The sequence below is a fragment of the Actinopolyspora alba genome (genome assembly GCF_900112765.1).
GTDB lineage: Bacteria > Actinomycetota > Actinomycetes > Mycobacteriales > Pseudonocardiaceae > Actinopolyspora > Actinopolyspora alba.
In genome coordinates this window covers 224,312-243,036 of the sequence record NZ_FOMZ01000004.1, presented here as the reverse complement: position 1 = coordinate 243,036, position 18,725 = coordinate 224,312, and the positions used below count along the sequence as shown (strand labels likewise).

At 69.2% G+C, this 18,725-nt stretch carries 19 protein-coding genes, 4 tRNA genes and 1 other RNA gene; 10 read left to right on the top strand and 14 right to left on the bottom strand.

Annotation, left to right across the window (positions count from 1 at the left end):
* Window positions 1–115: 115 nt before the first annotated feature.
* The 5 genes from BM150_RS07505 to ffs form a co-directional block, all read right to left on the bottom strand.
* The gene (locus BM150_RS07505; RefSeq protein WP_175496735.1) at window positions 116–655 is read right to left on the bottom strand and encodes a uridine kinase family protein; all 540 of its coding nucleotides are present in this window, start codon (window positions 653–655) and stop codon (window positions 116–118) included.
* A gap of 190 nt (window positions 656–845) precedes the next feature.
* Window positions 846–1,442 carry a recombination mediator RecR gene (recR, locus tag BM150_RS07500; protein ID WP_092925429.1) on the bottom strand — a complete coding sequence of 199 codons (597 nt, stop codon included), beginning with the start codon at window positions 1,440–1,442 and terminating at the stop codon, window positions 846–848.
* A 10-nt stretch (window positions 1,443–1,452) separates the two neighbouring features.
* Window positions 1,453–1,785, bottom strand: a complete 333-nt coding sequence (locus BM150_RS07495) for a YbaB/EbfC family nucleoid-associated protein (RefSeq protein ID WP_092925427.1) — start codon at window positions 1,783–1,785, stop codon at window positions 1,453–1,455.
* 146 nt (window positions 1,786–1,931) lie between these two features.
* Window positions 1,932–4,472, bottom strand: a complete 2,541-nt coding sequence (locus BM150_RS07490; protein WP_092925698.1) for a DNA polymerase III subunit gamma and tau — start codon at window positions 4,470–4,472, stop codon at window positions 1,932–1,934.
* 113 nt (window positions 4,473–4,585) lie between these two features.
* An RNA gene (ffs, locus tag BM150_RS07485) (signal recognition particle sRNA small type) lies at window positions 4,586–4,679 on the bottom strand.
* 215 nt (window positions 4,680–4,894) lie between these two features.
* On the opposite strand from ffs, the gene BM150_RS07480 reads away from it, so the two are divergent.
* The 3 genes from BM150_RS07480 (at window position 4,895) to BM150_RS07470 (ending at window position 6,565) form a co-directional block, all read left to right on the top strand.
* Window positions 4,895–4,980: transfer RNA gene (locus BM150_RS07480), tRNA-Ser, on the top strand.
* Between the two features lie 474 nt (window positions 4,981–5,454).
* Window positions 5,455–5,958 carry a hypothetical protein gene (locus BM150_RS07475; RefSeq protein ID WP_245755334.1) on the top strand — a complete coding sequence of 168 codons (504 nt, stop codon included), beginning with the start codon at window positions 5,455–5,457 and terminating at the stop codon, window positions 5,956–5,958.
* 13 nt (window positions 5,959–5,971) lie between these two features.
* On the top strand, window positions 5,972–6,565 hold the full coding sequence (locus BM150_RS07470) for a hypothetical protein (protein WP_217641440.1): 594 nt from the start codon (window positions 5,972–5,974) through the stop codon (window positions 6,563–6,565).
* A gap of 101 nt (window positions 6,566–6,666) precedes the next feature.
* Here the strand turns inward: BM150_RS07470 and BM150_RS07465 are convergent.
* The 4 genes from BM150_RS07465 to BM150_RS07450 all read right to left on the bottom strand — a co-directional run bounded on the left by BM150_RS07465 (window position 6,667) and on the right by BM150_RS07450 (window position 8,326).
* A tRNA-Ser gene (locus tag BM150_RS07465) sits at window positions 6,667–6,751 on the bottom strand.
* A gap of 184 nt (window positions 6,752–6,935) precedes the next feature.
* Window positions 6,936–7,205 carry a CsbD family protein gene (locus BM150_RS07460; protein ID WP_092925425.1) on the bottom strand — a complete coding sequence of 90 codons (270 nt, stop codon included), beginning with the start codon at window positions 7,203–7,205 and terminating at the stop codon, window positions 6,936–6,938.
* 73 nt (window positions 7,206–7,278) lie between these two features.
* Window positions 7,279–7,746 (bottom strand): nucleoside deaminase, encoded by a 468-nt coding sequence (locus BM150_RS07455; RefSeq protein WP_092925423.1) that lies wholly within the window; start codon window positions 7,744–7,746, stop codon window positions 7,279–7,281.
* Window positions 7,747–7,843: 97 nt separating this feature from the next.
* Window positions 7,844–8,326 (bottom strand): tRNA adenosine deaminase-associated protein, encoded by a 483-nt coding sequence (locus tag BM150_RS07450; RefSeq protein WP_092925421.1) that lies wholly within the window; start codon window positions 8,324–8,326, stop codon window positions 7,844–7,846.
* Window positions 8,327–8,467: 141 nt separating this feature from the next.
* Between BM150_RS07450 and BM150_RS07445 the strand changes: the two genes are divergently transcribed.
* From BM150_RS07445 to BM150_RS07430, 4 genes are all read left to right on the top strand, one after another.
* A complete protein-coding gene (locus BM150_RS07445) occupies window positions 8,468–9,478 on the top strand; it encodes a prephenate dehydrogenase (RefSeq protein ID WP_092925692.1) in 1,011 nt (336 codons plus the stop codon).
* Window positions 9,479–9,567: 89 nt separating this feature from the next.
* Window positions 9,568–10,779 (top strand): thiolase family protein, encoded by a 1,212-nt coding sequence (locus tag BM150_RS07440; protein WP_092925419.1) that lies wholly within the window; start codon window positions 9,568–9,570, stop codon window positions 10,777–10,779.
* A gap of 260 nt (window positions 10,780–11,039) precedes the next feature.
* Window positions 11,040–11,258, top strand: coding sequence for a hypothetical protein (locus BM150_RS07435; protein ID WP_139219468.1), 219 nt, complete (start codon window positions 11,040–11,042; stop codon window positions 11,256–11,258).
* Between the two features lie 562 nt (window positions 11,259–11,820).
* Window positions 11,821–13,410: a GMC oxidoreductase gene (locus BM150_RS07430; RefSeq protein WP_092925415.1), complete on the top strand. Its 1,590-nt coding sequence runs from the start codon at window positions 11,821–11,823 to the stop codon at window positions 13,408–13,410.
* A gap of 137 nt (window positions 13,411–13,547) precedes the next feature.
* Here the strand turns inward: BM150_RS07430 and BM150_RS07425 are convergent, their stop codons facing one another.
* On the bottom strand, window positions 13,548–13,832 hold the full coding sequence (locus BM150_RS07425) for a DUF1540 domain-containing protein (RefSeq protein WP_092925690.1): 285 nt from the start codon (window positions 13,830–13,832) through the stop codon (window positions 13,548–13,550).
* 205 nt (window positions 13,833–14,037) lie between these two features.
* Window positions 14,038–15,237 carry a helix-turn-helix domain-containing protein gene (locus BM150_RS07420; RefSeq protein WP_175496724.1) on the bottom strand — a complete coding sequence of 400 codons (1,200 nt, stop codon included), beginning with the start codon at window positions 15,235–15,237 and terminating at the stop codon, window positions 14,038–14,040.
* Window positions 15,238–15,313: 76 nt separating this feature from the next.
* On the opposite strand from BM150_RS07420, the gene BM150_RS07415 reads away from it, so the two are divergent.
* The 3 genes from BM150_RS07415 to BM150_RS07405 are packed head-to-tail and all read left to right on the top strand — an operon-like array spanning window position 15,314 to window position 15,991.
* Window positions 15,314–15,520, top strand: coding sequence for a hypothetical protein (locus tag BM150_RS07415; protein ID WP_139219467.1), 207 nt, complete (start codon window positions 15,314–15,316; stop codon window positions 15,518–15,520).
* Window positions 15,521–15,557: 37 nt separating this feature from the next.
* The gene (locus BM150_RS07410; RefSeq protein WP_139219466.1) at window positions 15,558–15,749 is read left to right on the top strand and encodes a hypothetical protein; all 192 of its coding nucleotides are present in this window, start codon (window positions 15,558–15,560) and stop codon (window positions 15,747–15,749) included.
* Window positions 15,746–15,991, top strand: a complete 246-nt coding sequence (locus BM150_RS07405) for a hypothetical protein (protein WP_092925409.1) — start codon at window positions 15,746–15,748, stop codon at window positions 15,989–15,991. The genes BM150_RS07410 and BM150_RS07405 overlap by 4 nt, the downstream gene beginning before the upstream one ends.
* Window positions 15,992–16,381: 390 nt before the next feature.
* Here the strand turns inward: BM150_RS07405 and BM150_RS07400 are convergent.
* From BM150_RS07400 to BM150_RS07390, 3 genes are all read right to left on the bottom strand, one after another.
* Window positions 16,382–16,454: transfer RNA gene (locus BM150_RS07400), tRNA-Arg, on the bottom strand.
* A gap of 36 nt (window positions 16,455–16,490) precedes the next feature.
* Window positions 16,491–16,583 (bottom strand) — tRNA-Ser (locus tag BM150_RS07395).
* A 122-nt stretch (window positions 16,584–16,705) separates the two neighbouring features.
* Window positions 16,706–18,679, bottom strand: coding sequence for an acetoacetate--CoA ligase (locus tag BM150_RS07390; RefSeq protein WP_092925407.1), 1,974 nt, complete (start codon window positions 18,677–18,679; stop codon window positions 16,706–16,708).
* Window positions 18,680–18,725: the final 46 nt, after the last annotated feature.

Genomic DNA, 18,725 nt, shown 5'->3' with positions numbered 1-18,725 from the left:
CGGCAAATCTGGGAAAAATTTGTGAAAATCCTGGTCAAAGCCGGAGATAATACGTAACACGGCTCACTCGAACGAGTGGATTTTCGAAGATCATCAGGAGTCGCGGGGCGGTTCGTCAGCCCCGCAGCACGAAGTCGGCACGCTGTCCGGTGCGATCCGAGCGGAACCACACCCGTTCGAACCGCTGCCAGCGGAGTAGTTCGGGACGGGTCTCCGCACCGTCCCGCAGCACCGCGCGCTCCAGCCGGGTGGCCGAGTCGGGCGGCTCCATCCAGATCAGCGCCGAAAGGCGACTCGCGACCGAACGTCTGCCCGACGAGACCCCTTCGAGCAGCAGCACCTCCGGAACCGGGACGTCGATCAGCGCCCCGGGCACCGGCACTCCGCCGGGCCACTCGGTGCGCCGGTAGCGACCGGCACGCCCCCGCGACAACGGATCCAGCACACCCTCGCGCAACCGGGGCCACCAGCCCACCGGTTCCCGCCAGGTGGCGAAGTCGTCGGTGCCGAGCAGCGCAGCGTCGATCCCCGCCGTGGACAGGGCGGACAGCAGCACGCGGGCGAACGTCGACTTCCCCGCACCGGAAGGACCGTCCACCGCGACCAACCGCACCGGACCGAGACGGGACGCGCTGCGCCCCACCCGGTGCACCAACGAGGCCGCTGTTTCGGAGTCAGCCGCGCGCGGCGGCCGCACGACCGGTGAACCGGGGGCCACGGGGCGGGAGCGGCCGGCAGGGCGCCCCCGACCGCCGTGGCCTCGTTCCGGTCGAACGGCGGCTCCCGCCACCGAGCGGCTCACCGGAGGACCGCTCCGGTGGCAGCGACCAAACGACTCAACCGGCTCAAACCGAGCGCCTTCCGGACAACGCCCTGCCGAGGGTGAGCTCGTCCGCGAACTCGAGATCGCCTCCCATCGGCAGACCGGACGCGAGCCGTGTCACGCTCAGCCCCGGAAAGTCCTGCAACAGCCGGACGAGGTAGGTGGCCGTCGCCTCCCCCTCGGTGTTGGGGTCCGTGGCGATGATGATCTCGGTCACCTCGTCGGTCCCGATCCGACTGACCAGATCGCGGATCCGCAACTGGTCCGGCCCGACCCCGGAGAGCGGATCCAGCGCACCACCGAGCACGTGGTAACGCCCCCGGAACTCGCGGGTGCGCTCGACGGCCAGCACGTCCTTGGGCTCCTCGACCACGCACACCAACCGCGGGTCACGCCTGGTGTCCTGGCAGATCCTGCAGCGCGTCCGCTCGGAGACGTTGCCACAGACCTCGCAGAACACCACGCCTTCCTTCACCCGCTGCAGCGCGTCCTGCAGCCGGGTGACGTCGGCGGGCTCGGCGGAGAGCAGGTGAAAGGCGATGCGCTGCGCACCCTTCGGACCGATCCCCGGCAACCTGCCGAGCTCGTCGATCAGATCCTGTACTGGCCCCTCGTACACGCGGCTACCGTCACATCCCCGGCAGACCGAGTCCGCCCATGTCCGTGCCGCCCTGGCCACCCAGCGCGTTGGTCAACGGCCCCATCTTGTCCGCCTGCATCTGTTGCGCGGCGCGGTTGGCGTCCCGGACGGCCGCGACGACCATGTCCGACAGCGTCTCGGTGTCCGTGGGATCGACGACCTTGGGGTCGATGCTCATGGACTGCAACTCTCCCGCGCCGGTAACCGTGGCGGTGACCATGCCGCCCCCGGCGGTGCCGGTCACCTCCGTCTCGGCGAGTTCCTGCTGCGCATTCATGAGCTGCTGCTGCATCTCCTGCGCCTGCTTCATGATTTCCTGCATGTCGGGTTGCTGACCGCCTGGTTGCACCGTGGCTCCTCTCCCGGTTCCGGCTGAGCTCACCTGTTCGAGCGAGGCATCTCCTGCCGTCCAGCGTAGTCGTCGATCCGCGACGGTGGCGGGCGCCCGGCCGGGCGGACCGGATCCCACTAGTCGAGTCTGCGCGCGCCGAGCTCGCTGACCAGTAACTCGACCGCCTCGTCGTCGGGATCGCGTTCGACCGAGCCCTCACGCGGTGCGGCTTCGGCAGCGCTCGCGGCGGTCGATCCGGCCGGAGCGGCGTACTTCCCAGCCGGCGGCCCCGCCGCCCCCGAACCGGCACTGCCCGGTCGGGAGGTTTCGGAATCCGCCGAACCGGCCCGGTGCCCCGGGGCAGCCGAGGATTCGGGGGATGGTCGGGAGGACGCGGGGCGGGAATCCGGCGGTCCGGAGCCGGGGGGTTCGTTCCCCGCGGACTCGGACCCCGGTGGTTCGGAACGGGACGAAGCCGCGAAGTCCGGCTCCGGTGGCGGACCGGGCTCGACGTCCTCCCACTCGGGCGGTTCGGGATCCGATTCGGGAGGCGGTTCCGGCGGCAGGGGCGGTTCCGGCGATTCCGATGACGCGGGAACGCCCGGCCTCCCGAGTGCGGCGGGTGGCTCGGCTGCCGTGGGAGGTTCGGCCGCCACGCTTGACTCGGCGGCTGCTGGGGGCTCGGGCGCTACGGGGGATTCGGAAGTGCCCGGGGAGCCCGACACGGCCGGAGCCGCGGCGGTGGGAGCAGCCGCGGGCGGAGTGTCCTCCGGTTCCTCCGAAGGGGTCTCCGGCTCGGGAGCCCGTTCCGTCGCCGCGCTCGGGGCGGCCGGTTGTGCGTTCGGGGCGGCGGACCGCTCCGAAGCGGGAGCCGCCTCGGTCCGCCCGGGTCGCGGTTGCGGCGTCGCGGCCGGTGCGCGAGTGGACCGCTCCTCACCCTCGACGAGGCACTCCAGCTCCCAATCGCCCCCGACGACCGCGCGCATCGCCTCCCGCACGTAGTCGATGCGGCGAGCCTGCATGAACTGCTTGCGCAGTCCGGCGGTCGGCATCGACAGCACCAGCGTGTTGTCCCGCAGATCCACCAGCGAGGCGTTCAGCAGCAGCGCCTGGGTCGGTCGGTTGCGCTCCGCCACGGCGCGCAGCAGGTCGTTCCACACCTGGCGCAGCTCGGCGGCGGGCCTGCCGCCTCCCGCACGCGAGTCGTCCTCCACCGGTTCGGGAGAGCTCTGCCGCGCCGGCTGCTCCCGTTGGACGTGTCCCCCGGGAGGTGGCGCGGCACGATCGCCGCCCGCCGGCCGCTCGGCAGGCTGCCCCGCGTCGGCGGCGCCGTCCCGCACGGCCTCGGCCTCCCGTTCGGACCCGGAATCCCGGACCGGGGGTGCCGTCTCGGCACGCTCCGGCGCCGCGACCGGCGAGGGCGAACCGCCGTCCGGTTCACTCGGAGCGGCACTCCGCGCGGCCGGTGCGGGCGTCGCCGGGGCGGTTTCCGCACCGCCACCGGAAGTCGGCGGGGCCACCGTCATGCGTCGCTCGACCCGCTCGATGCGCTGCAGCACCGCCGCCTCGTCCCCGGAAGCGGCGGGCAGCATCATGCGGGCGCACAACAACTCCAGCAACAAGCGGGGCGCGGTGGCACCGCGCATCTCGGACAGCCCGGCGTGCACGATCTCGGCGAACCGGGTCAGCGTGGCCGTCCCGAGTTTCTCGGCCTGCTCGCGCATCCTGCCGATCCCGTCACCGGCGTTCTGGATGAGACCGCGCTCCGCCGCGTCCGGCACCGACTGCAGCAACACGAGGTCGCGCAACCGCTCCAGCAGGTCGGAGGCGAACCTGCGGGGATCGTGACCGGCCTCCACGACCCGATCCACCGTGCCGTAGACGGTGGCCGGATCGTTCGCGGCCAGCGCGTCCACCATCGCGTCTATCAGGGCGACGTCGGTGACCCCGAGCAGCGCCACGGCGCGCTCGTAGGTGATCCCCTCCGCACCGGCACCGGCTACCAGTTGGTCCAGCACGCTCAGCGCGTCACGGGCGGAGCCTCCCCCGGCGCTGATCGCCAGCGGATACACCGCCGGGTCCACGCTGACGCCTTCCTCGGCGCAGATCCGCTCCAGCAGCTCGCGGAGTTCACCCGGTGGGATCAACCGGAACGGGTAGTGGTGGGTGCGGGACCTGATGGTGGTCAGCACCTTGTCCGGCTCGGTGGTGGCGAACACGAAGACGAGGTGGTCGGGCGGCTCCTCCACGATCTTGAGCAGGGCGTTGAACCCCTGCTGAGTGACCATGTGGGCCTCGTCGATGACGAAGATCCGGTAACGCGACTGCGCCGGGGCGAACACCGCCCGATCGCGCAGTTCACGCGCGTCGTCCACGCCACCGTGACTGGCGGCGTCCATCTCGACGACGTCGACGCTGCCCGAACCGTCCGGAGCCAGCGCGACGCAGGAGTCGCATTCGCCGCACGGCTCGTCCGTGGGGCCCTGGGCGCAGTTCAGCGAACGCGCGAGGATCCGCGCACTGGAGGTCTTGCCGCAGCCACGGGGCCCGGAGAACAGGTAGGCGTGGTTGATCCGCTGTGCGGCCAGCGCGGTTCGCAGCGGTTGCGTAACGTGTGACTGTCCCACGACCTCGCCGAAGGTCGCCGGTCGATACTTGCGATAGAGCGCGAGCGCCACACCGGCAACGATACGTGCCACCACCGACGAGTTCGGCATCGGGAGCGACGACGGCGGGGAGGTGGTCTGGATCGCCGGTCGAGGCGCGCCGCAGCGTTACGGGACCCGGAGACAAAAGGGGACCCCGCGCACCCGCCAGAGCCCGCTTACCCTTGCTGCCTTCCGGCCCTGGGGGAGTTCACAGGATGACGCCGCGCGGAGTCCGCGTTCAGTGTAACGGGCCGCCGCCGCGGTGAACCGACCCCCCGCCATCGTCCGGGAGACAGCGCGGAGGTCTCGAAGAACAAGCGCGGGGCGGCCCGGGGAGCGGTGGGGCGCCCCGACTCAGCGCGGGACCGAAACAACGCGGGGCAGCCCACCCGCCGAGCGGTTCCGGAGGGGGGCCGCGAGATCGGCGGAAACCGTCACGTACACTTTTTCGCGGAGGATTGGCCGAGCGGCCTAAGGCGCACGACTGGAATTCGTGTTGGGTTAACAGCCCTCGCGGGTTCGAATCCCGCATCCTCCGCCGGTGACGGGCCGGGCGTGGACTCCACGCCCGGCCCGTTCTCGTTCGCCCGGCCTTCCCGTCCACGGCCCCGTCAGCCCCGCGGCGGCCCGCCGCCTCGGTGTTCGCGGTTACCCGTTCGACGGCCCTTCGGCGCGTTCGCAGCGGGCTCGCGCCCGCCCCCACCGACAGCGGTACCGCTCCGCCCCGGATCGCGCCGCCACCTCGTCCTCACTGGCCCCTCAGGTCACTGGCCCCTCAGGTCGCTGGCCCCCTCAGGTCGCTGGGCCGATCGGGGGTGTTTGGCCCCATCGGGGGGACGACACGAGCACGAAAGCAGTAACGCGTTGCTCCCGGCACTTCCGCATTCGTAGGCAATCGCGTCGCGACCCTGGATCTCACCTTCCGGCTCCCCCGATAGTGCGCGTGCAATCCGCTAAACCGATTCCGCCGAGGCGGCGAACCCGCCCGCCGGAAGAGGAGAGGAGAACGGAATTGGCAAGAGCCAAGACCGGAACCGGACGGCTCCGCACCAGGACCGCCGCGGTGGCTCTGGCGAGCTGCGCGATGGCCGCGGGACTGACGGCGACCACCACGCAGGCGGCCCAGGCGTCCGAAACGGACGAACACTGCGTGCTGGACGCCTCCACCCGGGACCACACCTGCTACGAGACGTTGGCCGAGGCCCGACAGCAGGGGCGGCGAATCGCCGACACCACCGGTGAGCTCATCGGCGCCACCGTCTTCGAGGACGTCGAGTACGGCGGCTCCTCACTGACGATCACTGTACCGGAACCGTGCCCCAAGAACGACGAAGTGGACTTCTGGCTCGATCTGGACGACTACTGGCAGAACCGGATCTCCTCGGTACAGGCCTGGTCCACCTGCTGGGTCTGGCTCTACCCGGACTCGGGTGACCGCGCGGGCCCCTACAAGGAGAACCACCCCGACGTGGGCGGCTACATCAACGACCGAACAGTGACCGTCGGACTGAGCTGAGCGAGGACGAAGAATGAAGTCGCGCAATCGACTGGCCGTCGGCCTGAGCGCCGCCGCGCTGGCAATGACCGGACTGGCCGCGCCCGCGAGCGCCACGACCGACGCCGACCCCACGGTGCGGCAGCTGCTGCAGCAGTGCGAGAACGGCAACACCGATCTCTGCGAGTTTCACCCCTCCGGGCCGCCGGAAACGCACCGCGGCTCCTACGAGCTGGTCGGCGGGGCCACGAACTGCTCCGAGGGAACCTCCACCCGAATCATCAGCTGGCAGTCTTCCAGGAGCACCACCACCAACGTGAGCGTGACCATCAGTGCGGGCGTCACGCTGGGCGAGGTGTTCGAGGCGGGTTTCGAGACCAGTTACGAACGGCAGTGGAGCTGGAGCACCACCAAGTCCGACGAGATCCGGCACGAGCTGGGACCGAACCAGGCCGTGAACATCTACGCCGCGCCGATGCGGCAGAAGGTCACCGGAACCTACGAACTGCACTTCGGTGATCCGTACTACGGGCACTACTACTGGTACGTGCACGACGTGACGGTCGACGGCCCGCAGGACAACCCCGCGTGGCAGACCAGGGTGGAGTCGAAGCCCGCCAACTGCTGACCCGGCCGAGACCGACATGGGCAGCCCGGTGCCGACCTGGCCCGACACGAAAGAGCGGCGCCGGTTCCCCTCGGGGATCCGGCGCCGCTCTCGTCCACGCGCGGTAGCGGTGGGATTCGAACCCACGGAGGCTCTCACCTCACGCGATTTCGAGTCGCGCTCCTTAGGCCGCTCGGACACGCTACCGCGAACAAGCCTAACGAACGGCCCTCACGAATGGAGCACGGGGGTCGAGGGAATCGATTTCTCCCGCGCAGCGCGCCGCTGACGTCCTGCCGCGGAGCACCGGAGCGCTCGGGGCGGGCGCGACCCCGCGCCACTCCCGGGACGCCCCGATCGACCGAAACCGACGTTCCGACCCGAGGGCCCCTCAGCGCCGGTCCTCGCCGCCTTCCCGGTTTCCGCCCTGGTCGCTGCGCTGGTCACCGCTCTGGTCGCCGCGCAGCTTGTCCTTGATGTCCTCGGCCGCCCCCGCGGCGCGGTCCTTCATGTCCTGGCCGGACTCCTTGGCCTCGCCCTCGAGGCGGTCCCGCTTGCCCGCATCCTTCATCTCCCGGTTACCGGTCGCGCGGCCGGTCGCCTCCTTGGCCTTGCCCGCGAGCTGCTGCGCCTGGTGCTTGACCTTGTCGAACGTACTCATCGCGACCTCCTGTTGCCGATTGCTCCCGCTGCATACCCGGCAACTCCACCGAATCACGCGATAGTGACTCAAGTCACATCCGATGCTCGCCGAAGAACTCCGCCAGCAACGCGGCGCACTCGCGGTCGAGCACACCGCCGACCACCTCGGGCCGATGATTGAGCCTGTCGTCCCGGACGACGTCCCACAGCGAACCGACCGCCCCGGTACGGGGCTCCCAGCTGCCGAAGACCAGTCTGGAGATCCGCGACAGCACCAGTGCCCCGGCGCACATCGTGCACGGCTCGACGGTCACGGCCAGGGTGCATCCCCCCAGCCGCCAACCGTCGCCGTAGGCGGCCGCCGCCGCACGCAACGCCAGCGTCTCGGCATGGGCCGTGGGATCGGACAGCTCCTCACGACGGTTGTGCGCCCGTGCCAGTATCCGACCGTCCGGGCCGGCCACCACCGCTCCGATCGGCACGTCCCCCGCCGCCGTGGCGTCCGGTGCCACGGCGAGCGCGGAACGGACCAGCTCCCGATCCCCGGAGTCCTCGATCATCCCGACCCGTCCGGTCGCCGTCGCTTCCCGACACCGCGTTCGGCACCGGGCACCACGACCGCTCCGAGCCCCGCGACCACTCCGACCCCTACAGCCACTACAACCGCTCCAGCACCGCGGTGAACTGCTCACCGAAGCCGCAGCGCTGCGCGATCATCTCGAGCTGCTCGTCCGGGTACAGGTCGACCTCCTCGGTGATCAGCAGCAGTTCCTCCTCCGGCAGCCCCAGGTCGGAGAGCAACGCGAGGTTGCCCTCCGGCCAGATCTCCTCGTCCTCCTCATCGGGTGGCTCCGTACGCAGCAGGTCCAGCACGTCGGCGGCTACGTCGTAGTCCAGCGCGGCGGCCGCGTCGGACAGCGCCAGCTCCACACCACCGGGCACCGGACGCACCAGCACGAAGAACTCGTCATCCACGTTGCACATGCCGATCGCGGCTCCGCTGGAGCGCAGTTCGCGTAATGCGGTGATGATCGCGTCGAGTCCGGTCAGTACCGAACCGTCCAACATGTCGCATCGCCATCGGCCGTCCTCACGAACAGCGGCAACCGCGAACCCCGCGACCGGCTCCTGGAGCGTCATGAGGCCACGGTAAAGCGTGCGAACGCCACCCGAAAGCACGATTGCGAACAGCTCACCGACCGAGTCAATGATTCACGTTCGGCGTGTTCACGCCGTCACCACTCCGGTACGAGTTGTTGAGGGTAGGGCAGGATGATCCCCATGCGAGCCGTGTGTGTGATCGGGCTGGGACTGATCGGCGGATCCGTGCTCCGGGCGGCGGTGCGTTCGGGCAGACCGGCATGGGGAGCGACCACTTCGGCGGAGGACGCCGCCGCCGCTCGCGCGGCGGGTTACGAGGTGCTGTCGAGTACCGAGCGGGCGTTGGAGCGCGCCCGGGAGCGGGACGCGCTGGTGGTGCTCGCGACACCGCTGCCCGCTGTCGGCACGGTACTGCGGGAGGTGAACCGACACGCGCCCACGACCTTGCTGACCGACGTGGTCAGCGTGCAGGAACCGGTGCACGACTCGGTGCGGGAATCCGCCCCGGCGGCACGTTACGCGGGCGGGCACCCGATGGCGGGGACCGACCGCTCCGGCTGGGAAGCGGGCAGCGCGGAACTGTTCGACGGGGCGCTCTGGGCGGTGACGATCGACGGCGACACCGCCCTCGACGCCTGGCGGGAAGCGGCGCTGCTGGCCCTGGACTGCGGCGCGCGGGTGGTGCCCGCCTCCCCCGCCGAGCACGACGCCGCCGTGGCACGGGTATCGCACCTGCCCCACCTGCTGGCGGCCGTGCTCGCCTCCGTGGGCGGTGACGGTGGGCCACTGGCCGAATCGCTGGCGGCGGGCTCGTTCCGGGACGGGACGCGAGTGATCGCCACCGACCCGGATCTGGTGCGGGCCATGACGGAGGGGAACCGGGCGGCGCTGCTGGACGCGCTGGACGACACCCTGGGGCGACTCGGAGCCGCGCGGGGAGCACTGGCCTCGACGGGTTCGCTCAACGCCACGCTGCGCTCCGGTCACCAGGCACGTGCCGGGTTCTATCCCGCCGAACCGGCCGAACCGGTGCGGACGACCGTGCGGCTCGACGCCGGGCACGCCTTGCGCAGGCTGCGCGAGCTCGGGGAGAGCGGGGCTCGCGTGGTTTCGCTGGCCGAGGACGCGGCGGTGGCCGAGCATCGCCCGGCGCCCGCCGCGAACGACGAGAATCCCCCTTCGGGAGAGTGAGCGAGCGACACCGGCGGTTGCCGCGGATATTCGTCGAACTCACCCGAAAGAACCAAAGTACTCACCCCCGATTGCGGCATCATGGCCCCATGGCCCGTGCGATGCTGCTCGACGCCACCCGAACTCCGTTCGGCAGGTACCGGGGCGAACTCTCCGGGATCCGGGTGGACGACCTCGCCGCCATGCCGTTGGCCGAGCTGGTGCACCGACACACCGACCGGGACGAGCGTCCGCTGGTTCCCGGAGCGATCGACGAGGTGATCTACGGCAACACCAACGGAGCGGGCGAGGAGAACCGCGACGTGGCGCGCATGGCCGTGCTGCTGGCCGGACTACCGGAGAGCGTACCCGGCGTGACCGTCAACCGGTTGTGCGGCTCGGGGTGCGAGGCATTCGTGCAGGCGGGGCGCGCGGTGCGCACCGGGGACGCCGAGCTGGTCGTCGCGGGCGGTGTGGAGGGCATGAGCCGGGCACCGTTCGTCGTCCCCCGTCCGGAACGCGCGCTGCCCGACCGGTTGGAGGCCGTCTCGACGGCGGCCGGTTGGCGGCTGATCAATCCGCGCATGGATCCCGAGTGGACGGCTCCGCTGGGGCTGATCGCCGAACGCATCGCCGCGGAACTGGGTGTGGGCCGAGCCGAGATGGACGAGTACGCGCTGCGCTCGCACCGCCGCGCGGCGGCGGCCTGGGACGCCGGGATGCACGACGGCTTCGTCTTCCCGGTGCGCGGCGTGGGCGGCATCCCGATGCGCAGCGACGAACCGCTGAGCTCGGAGACCGGCGCGGCCAAGCTCGCCGGACTTCCCCCCGCCTTCTCGCCCGACGGGACCGTGACGGTGGGCAACTCCGCTCCGCTCGGTGACGGCGCGGTGGCGGCGCTCGTCGGCTCCCAGCGACAGGCCGAGCGGTTGGCCGTCACGCCCCTCGGTGAGCTGGTCGGCACGACGACGGTGGCCTGCGCGCCCCAGCGGTTCGTCCTCGCGACCGTGACGGCGATACGCGAATTGCTGGACAAGCTGGAACTGCACGCCGAGGAAGTCGACCTGTGGGAGATCAACGAGGCGTTCGCCGCACTGGTGCTCGCGGTGCTGCGGCAGCTTCCGGAAGCCCCACACGATCGAGTGAATGTGCACGGTGGCGCACTGGCGTACGGACATCCGCTCGGCGCGTCCATGTCGCGGGTGGTCGTCGACCTTTGTCGCCACCTGAACCATCGCGGCGGTGGATTCGGCATCGCGGCCACGGGGGTGGGTGTCGGGCAGGCGACCGCTGTCGCCGTGCGAGCACGACCGGAAACGTGAAAAACCATCGATCCGCCGATTTTCGCGGATCCTCCCGAAACTTGATTCACGAGAAAACCAATAACACTCAATACGGTGAACGCCGCGCGTGTCGTCCGGCAACGGTAAAACCACTGGGGTAAAAACGAGTTGTCGGCGAACCGCTGGGACCGAATACCAGAGGATCGACCCCAACGGGATCGACCGATGAGAATTCCTATAATCCGAAATGAAAGGGCGCGAGCATGCGTTCGTTCACGCGGGCAGTAGTTGTCGGTGCCATGGCCCTGCCACTTGCCATCGGCGGCGCCGGTGTCGCTTCGGCCGATGACTGGAAGCCGGAGCACAACCACGGCCACAAGGACAAGCACAAGGCCGAGAAGTGCGTGTACCAGTCCTGCAAGATCAATTCGCACAAGAAGAAGAACCTCTGGCTCTGGGGCTGGAAGCACTACAAGGTGGACAGCGAGACGAGCTTCGTGAACGTCGGCATCATGTGAGCTGGCTAACGCCTGCGTCGGGCTCCGTTTCCGGGGCCCGACACAGGGAATGCTCGAAACATCGTGGCCGCACTTCACCGAATTCGCGGGATAACATCGTTTCCGTCACGCGTACCGGTTCACGAAAACAAGCGGCCGAACAATTCTCCCGGAGATCATCCGACGGAAACGAGCCGGTTGATCGCCTCCGGCGCACCGGTGCGAGCATCACGAAACGCCCGGAACGTCCCGGGCTTCGTTCTCAACGAGGCTGCGTGACGCGTCTGCGGTTCGTCCAGTAGGAACGGACCTTGCGCAACACCAGCACCGCGATCACGAGCGAAACCAACTCTCCCCCACGCCGAGACTGTTCCCGCCGGCCGCGCCGGAACGAAGGACGCGCCCGACGACAGGACGGTACAGCCACCGCTTCGCACCGCATCCGTCGGGTGTGGACCGATCGGCACGACGAAGCGCGCACCGGGACGAACCTCACGCTTCCCTCACACGATCGAATGAGCACTACTCCACGAGTTCGAACGAATTCATATGATCATCATTCGGATTCGTGAGAGGAGAGGTCATGCGTGGTTCGCTGGGGCGCCGGGAACTGCTCAAGGGCACGGCAGCCACCGCCGCGCTGGGGATGACCACGGGCGTAACGGGCCCGGCTGCCGCCGCGCCGGTGGAGGAGCACCGCCGGGCGGTGGTGATCGGCTCCGGTTTCGGCGGCTCGATCACCGCCTCGCGACTGGCCCGTGCCGGGGTGCCGGTGCTGGTGCTGGAACGCGGCATCCGGTGGCCCACCGGGCCGAACGCGGAAACGTTCCCGCACATGTTCAGCCCCGACCGTCGCGCCTCCTGGTTGACTCCGGGGCCGGTGCTGACCGGATCACCACCGAGCGTTTGGCGGCCCTACACCGGGGTGCTGGAACGGGTGCGCGGCGTCGGCATGGACATCCTGTGCGGTTCCGGGGTGGGCGGTGGCTCGCTGGTCTACCACGGGATGACGATCCAGCCGAGTGCCGAGCACTTCACGCGCTCGATGCCCGCGGGACTGGACTACGAACGGTTCGATCGGGACTACTACCGCCGGGTCGAGTCGATGCTGCGGCCCGACGGCATTCCCGACGACCTGCTGCACGCCCCGGAGTACCGGGCGGTCAAGCAGTTCCACGACCACGTCGCGCGGGCGGGCATGGTGCCCTACCGGGTTCCACTGCCGATCGACTGGGACTTCGCCCGCCGCGAGCTGCGCGGGGAGATGAAACCCTCCTACACCACCGGAGACGTGCTCTACGGCGTCAACAACGGTGGCAAGCGAACCGTGGATGTCACCTATCTCGCCGAGGCGGAAGCGACCGGGCGCGTGGAGGTGGCCACGCTGCACCTGGTTCGCGACATCGCGCGCGACTCCGCCGGGCGCTGGGTGGTGCGGGTCGATCACATCACCACCGACGGCACGGTGCGGGAACGCAAGCGGATCGTCACCGACGCGCTGTTCCTCGGTGCCGGATCGGCGGGTACGACACGACTGCTCGTGAAGGCGAAAGCAAAGGAGCTGATCCCGGACCTGCCCGAGGCGGTCGGCTCGAACTGGGGCAACAACGGGGACCGGATCTTCTCCTGGACCCCACTGGGTGACAGTCCCGGTGCCCTGCAGGGCGGCCCGGCCTGCATGGGCGTGCGGGACTGGGACAACCCGGACGGTCCGGTCACCGTCGTGCACGGGCCGGTGCCGTTCCCGGTGGACCTGGGCACCACCAGCGTCATCGGTTTCGGGATCGTGCGGCCGCGCGGCGAGTTCCGCTACGACCCGTATCGCGACGACGCCGTGCTGCACTGGAGCCGGTCGTACGACGCGGAGCTCACCGGTCGGATCCGCGAGCGGATCCGGAGCATCGTCGGCGGGAGCCTGGCGGACTACCTGACGAACATCACGCTGGACACCAGCGCCTTCGACACCACCACGTTCCACCCGCTCGGGGGCGCCACCATCGGCGAGGTGTGCGACACCCACGGCAGGGTGCTCGGGCAGCGCGGGCTCTACGTCACCGACGGTGCGCTCATTCCCGGTTCCACGGGTGCCTGCAATCCGTCCATGACCATCGCGGCACTCGCGGAACGCAACATGGACGAGATCGTGGCCCGGGAGGTGGGCAAGGTCTTCTGAGCCGCTCCCGGCTCGCCGAACCCACCGTCCCGTCCCTAGCGCCCGTCCGTCGGAGCATCGCGGTCCCGGCGATTTCGCGGGAAATCGCCGCCCCGCCGGGTCCGGTCCCCCAACACCCCGTCGATTTCGCGAGAAATCTACGCGGGTGCGTAGGTCAGGCAGTCGACGATGTTCTCCTGGTAGCCGACCGTGATGCCGGGGGCCTGGCATTCGAGGTTGACGTTGTGCCCGCAGTCGGACATCTTGCAGGCCCCGACGTGGCCGACCGCCCCGGGATCGCCCGCGGGGGAAGTGGCGGTGGTGAAGGTGTCGCACCGTGGGTTGGCCGGCTCTCCCACGGTGATCGCGAGGGCGTGGCAGGCTTGGTGCTGGTTGTAAGCGCAGTCCGTGGCGTCGCACTCGTTCACGATGGGCATTTCCATGCTGTCCACCTCCGTCTCGGAGAGCTTTCCGGACCGCACGGTCCCACCGGACCGACCGCTCTACCAGTCGAAATGCCGAACGCTTCACCCGATGGTGGCGCAGCGATGCGGTTGCTCGGAGGCGCGCGACCGCACTTCCCGTGCGAGTGCCGAAACGCTGAACTCAGCCAATCCTGAAGCTTCGCGGCACGAGGCTCACCCGCTGTCAGAGTCGTATTCCGGCCCAGCGGGCGAATCCAGCGAGGGTGTCGGTGGCACGTCGGTCGGTTTCGGCGAGTGTCCGGACGGTTTCTCGCACGGTCGGGTGACGCCTGGTGTGGTGCGGTGAGATGTGTCGAGCCGCGTTGAGTTCCACCATGACTTTCTCGCGGTCGCCGTGCAACAACCACGCACGGGCCATGTCGATGTGGTGGTGTCCCACCCGTTCGGGGCGGTCCCGATCGACGATGTGGACCTGTTCGGCCCTGATCACCGCTCCGGTTCCGTCGTAGTTCTCGACGGGAACCGCACACCAGTGGACGTCGATGTTCAGGGCGCTGGAATCGGTGTTGTAGTACGGCGATACGGGCGGATCGTAGCGCTGCCGCGCTGCCCGAGCCTCGGAGATGTGGGTATCGGCTCGTTCGGTGTCACCAGCCCGGGCTGCCAGCACAGCCGCTCGCAGGTGCAGTTGAATGGCCACCGAGTCCCGCTGGGGAACCCGACTCTCGCGCACGGATTCGTGTCCTCGCTCGATCACCCGCAGCCCGCGAGCGAACTGACCGTGCCGCAGAAAATGGGTGGGCCGGTGATAGGCCGACAGGGCGACACGCAACGGATCACCCGTCCGAGGGGCGAGCGCGACGTGGCGCTCCGAAGCCATCGCACCGATATCGGGTTGGTGGAAACGCCCCCCGAGGGTCGCGACCAGCCGATAGGCGTCGTGCAACATGCTCCGGGCATGTTCTCCGGTGGAGGTATCCGCCGGGTCGAAGGCAGTGCGGGCGTAGAGCTGGTTCAGCAGCTCGGGCATACGACGGCACAACTCGTGATAGCGGAACGAATGCCGCAGCTTCTCGGCCGCATTCAACTGCCGCTGAAGTTCGGGTGCGCTGTGAAGCGGATTCACGAGTTCGGGGTCGTCATAGGCGTGCAGCGCGGCTCGGAGTTCTTCGACACCGGCCCGTTCGAGGTGCTGTTCGGTGATCTGTTCCTCGGGATCGGTTCCGTAGAGCACGGAGGCATCGACCCCGAGAGCACGCGCACAGCACGACACCAGCGACGGACTCGCCGGAGTACGCCCCTGCTCCACCTTCTTGATCAGGCTGGTCGACACGAAGGCACGAGCGGCGAGCTGATGCTGGCTCCACCCGGCCAGCTCGCGGAAGCGGGCGATCCGTTCCGCCACTCCGTTGTCCGCACTCATGGCCGTATTGTCCCGCAATTGTCCCTCCAAGCCTGCAAACACTCTTAGTTTCGATTCGACTACTGGAGGTGACGCCATGCGGGAACCCGTATCGGTGCGGTGTAGCACTGTCGAGCACGACGGCACCGAATCACTGCGATTGTCGGTCGAGGGTGGTCGGCTGACGATCATCACTCCCACTGTCTACAACCGCACTCGGTGGAGTGCCGAGCAGGCGCGCACCCTGCGGGAGACGCTGACCAGGTTGCTGTGTCAGTTGCCGGGCGGGGGCGGTGTCCGGTGAGCCGGCCGCACACGCAGCTGGCCGTATCGCTGCGGCGTTGTCAGTGGATGGTGGACGAGGCGAGGCGGCCCACAAGCTCGGCGGCAAGCGGCTTCCGGCCACCGATCGGCAGGGGCTGGCCGAGGCGTTGGACGAGCTCTCGGCCGCGCTGCGCGAGTACCGCGACGCTCCCACCGACACGGACGCGGACGAAGGGGAGCCGCCCACGATCGTGGCCCCGGACTCGTGACCGCCCGGAAGAACCGGCCCTACCTCGGCCGACACGGGTTCCGCCCCTACCGACTACCGGGACACGTGCCCGCACTGTCCGGTGACCTCGCGGTACCGGCTCCGCACCCGGTGCGGAGCCCTGGCGGTTACCACCATGACGGAGGCACCTATCCGGCGAGCAACGACGGAGCGACACCCCGCGGGTGGCCCCGCGACCCGACCACCCTCGCCCGCCTGCTCGCCGGACTCCGCGCCCTGTGAACCACGGCCCGGCACCGTCGAGCCCCGGCCTCCGGTGCCGGGCCGGTCCCGGTAGGCCCCGCGCACGCGGGGATGGACCACCCGATGACATCGTCATCGCAGTACCCGACCCAGTAGGCCCCACGCGCGGGTGTTCACCCCCGCGCGGTTCGGGAAGCCAAGCTCGATCACCTGGAGGGGCTGAGTCTGCGCACCTTGCGACACATGGCGGTGACGCTGATGCTCGCCTCGGGCGTTCCGATGTCGGTGGTATCCAAGACGCTCCGTCACGCTCAAGTTGGGATCACCGCGGAAGCGAACTCGGGGGAGCACACGAGCGAGGTGGTCAACTTGCCCCGAACAGCAAAAACCCCCGGCGCACCGGGGGTTTCAAGCTGTCTCGACCATGAGTGCGCCCGTAGGGATTCGAACCCCAAACCTTCTGATCCGTAGTCAGATGCTCTATCCGTTGAGCTACGGGCGCGTGTTCAGTTGTGAACTCCCACCGGAGTGGGAGTCCTGGCGGAGGCTCCGGGATTCGAACCCGGGAAGGGGGGTTGCCCCTTACCGCATTAGCAGTGCGGCGCCATAGACCAGACTAGGCGAAGCCTCCGGGTAGTTCCTCTCGGCCACTGATGTAAACCATACACACTCCCTCGTGCCGAATCACAACGGGGGGTCGTCATTGACCATCGTCGGCACCGACCCCCCGCCGCCGCACGGCACGCGATCAGCTCAACCGCTGGTCATCTCGATGAAGGGTCGCAGTGAACCGGGGTTCCGCAAGGCGTCCATGCTGACCGCGCTCTCCGGCGCGGCCCCCGCCAGGATCTTCTTGACGGGCACTTCGAGCTTCTTGCCGTTGAGGGTGTGCGGTACCTCACCGATCACGAGGAAGCGATTCGGCACGTGCCGGGGCGAGAGTTCGTCGCGCAACCGCTCCCGCAGCGCCGGTTCCAGCGTCTCCAGCTCGACCCCTTCCGACAGCACCAGGAAGCACAGCAGCTCCCCGTCGGTTTCCCCCGCACCGGAAGTGTCGATGACCAGCGAGTCGGAAACCTCGTCGAACCCCTCGACCACGCGGTAGAACTCCGCCGTGCCCATCCGGATGCCACCGCGGTTGAGGGTGGAGTCGCTGCGCCCGTAGATGACCAGTGAGCCCCGCTCGGTGATCCGCACCCAGTCCCCGTGCCGCCAGATGCCGGGATAGGTGTCGAAGTAGGCCTCCAGCAGCCTGCTGCCGTCCGGGTCGTTCCAGAAGTACACCGGCATGCTCGGCATCGGTTTGGTCAGCACCAGCTCGCCGACCTCGTCGTGCGTCTCGTCCCCGTGCTCGTCGTAGGCGGCGACCGAGGCGCCCAGCATGGGGCAGGAGATCTCGCCCAGCCACACCGGGACGTCGGGTGAGGCCCCGACGAACGCGGTACACAGATCGGTGCCGCCGGAGACGCTGGCGATCTGCACGTCGTGCCCGACCTCCTCGGCGATCCAGCCGAACCCGTCGGCGGTCAACGGAGCCCCGGTGGAACCGACGGTCCGCAGCCGGGAGAGGTCGTGGTCCGTGGCCGGACGCAGCCCCCGCTTGCGGCAGGTCTGGATGAAGGGGGCGGAGGTCCCGAAGTAGCTCACGCCGTGTCGCGCGGACAGTTCCCACAACGTGTCCGTCCCGGGATGCACGGGACTGCCGTCGAACAGCACGACGGCCGAGCCGGTCAGCAGCCCGCCGACCAGGAAGTTCCACATCATCCACCCGGTGGTGGTGAACCAGCAGAACCTGTCCCCCGGCCCCAGGTCGCAGTGCAGCCCGATCGCCTTGAGGTGCTCCAGGACGATCCCGCCGTGCCCGTGCACGATGCCCTTGGGCAGCCCGGTGGTCCCGGAGGAGTAGAGCACCCACAGCGGATGATCGAACGGCACCGACTCGAAGGAGAGCTCCGCGTCGGCGTGTCGTTCCACCATGTCCCGCCAACCGACGGTGTCCGACAGCGACGCCGCACCCGTCACGTAGTCGATCGAGACCGTGGCACCGAGGCCGGGCAGCTGTCGCCGGAGCTGCTCGACGGTCCCGGTGATGTCGAACTCCCTGCCGCCGTAGGGGTACCCGTTGACGGTCAGCAGCACCTTGGGTTCGATCTGCACGAAGCGGTCCGCCACCGCGCGCAGCCCGAAGTCCGGGGAGCAGGAGGACCAGACAGCGCCCAGGCTGGCGGTCGCGAGGAACGCCACCAGGGTCTCGGGGCTGTTCGGCACCAGCGCCGCCACCCGGTCACCGCTGCGGACTCCCAGCTCGACCAGTCCCGCCCTGGCCGCGGCCACTCGCGAGCGCAGCTCGCCGAAAGTGATCGTCTCGCCGTGGCCGTCCTCGCGTTCGAAGATCACGGCGGTGCGCGCGTCGTCCTTGCCCGGTCCCACGCACAACGCGTGTTCCGCGTAGTTCAACCGTGCGCCGGGAAACCACTCGGCTCCCGGCATGGTCTCGGCACTCAGCACCCGCTCGGGGGATTCGTGGAAGGAGACCCCGAAGAACTCGGCCACGGCCGACCAGAACCCGGTCAGGTCCTCGACCGACCAGCGCCAGAGCGCGCGGTAGTCGGGCAGGTCCAGCTCCCGGTGCTGCCGCAGCCAGTCGCGGAACCCGCCGATGCGGGTCTGCCGAACCCACTCGGGTGAGGGTTGCCAGAGCAGCTCGGGTGTGGTGCTTGAAGTCATAACAGCTTCCTAACCCACCACCGCCTCCCGGGGCCACAGGTGACAC

Bases quoted from the DNA above. Each gene is read 5' to 3' on its own strand.
- BM150_RS07420 (WP_175496724.1), bottom strand. From the start codon at position 15,237: ATGAGTGCGGACAACGGAGTGGCGGAACGGATCGCCCGCTTCCGCGAG.
- BM150_RS07440 (WP_092925419.1), top strand. From the start codon at position 9,568: ATGGCCCGTGCGATGCTGCTCGACGCCACCCGAACTCCGTTCGGCAGG.
- BM150_RS07495 (WP_092925427.1), bottom strand. From the start codon at position 1,785: ATGCAGGAAATCATGAAGCAGGCGCAGGAGATGCAGCAGCAGCTCATG.
- BM150_RS07435 (WP_139219468.1), top strand. From the start codon at position 11,040: ATGGCCCTGCCACTTGCCATCGGCGGCGCCGGTGTCGCTTCGGCCGAT.
- BM150_RS07450 (WP_092925421.1), bottom strand. From the start codon at position 8,326: ATGACGCTCCAGGAGCCGGTCGCGGGGTTCGCGGTTGCCGCTGTTCGT.
- BM150_RS07425 (WP_092925690.1), bottom strand. From the start codon at position 13,832: ATGGAAATGCCCATCGTGAACGAGTGCGACGCCACGGACTGCGCTTAC.
- BM150_RS07470 (WP_217641440.1), top strand. From the start codon at position 5,972: ATGAAGTCGCGCAATCGACTGGCCGTCGGCCTGAGCGCCGCCGCGCTG.
- BM150_RS07430 (WP_092925415.1), top strand. From the start codon at position 11,821: ATGCGTGGTTCGCTGGGGCGCCGGGAACTGCTCAAGGGCACGGCAGCC.
- BM150_RS07455 (WP_092925423.1), bottom strand. From the start codon at position 7,746: ATGATCGAGGACTCCGGGGATCGGGAGCTGGTCCGTTCCGCGCTCGCC.
- BM150_RS07445 (WP_092925692.1), top strand. From the start codon at position 8,468: ATGCGAGCCGTGTGTGTGATCGGGCTGGGACTGATCGGCGGATCCGTG.
- BM150_RS07460 (WP_092925425.1), bottom strand. From the start codon at position 7,205: ATGAGTACGTTCGACAAGGTCAAGCACCAGGCGCAGCAGCTCGCGGGC.
- BM150_RS07415 (WP_139219467.1), top strand. From the start codon at position 15,314: ATGCGGGAACCCGTATCGGTGCGGTGTAGCACTGTCGAGCACGACGGC.
- BM150_RS07390 (WP_092925407.1), bottom strand. From the start codon at position 18,679: ATGACTTCAAGCACCACACCCGAGCTGCTCTGGCAACCCTCACCCGAG.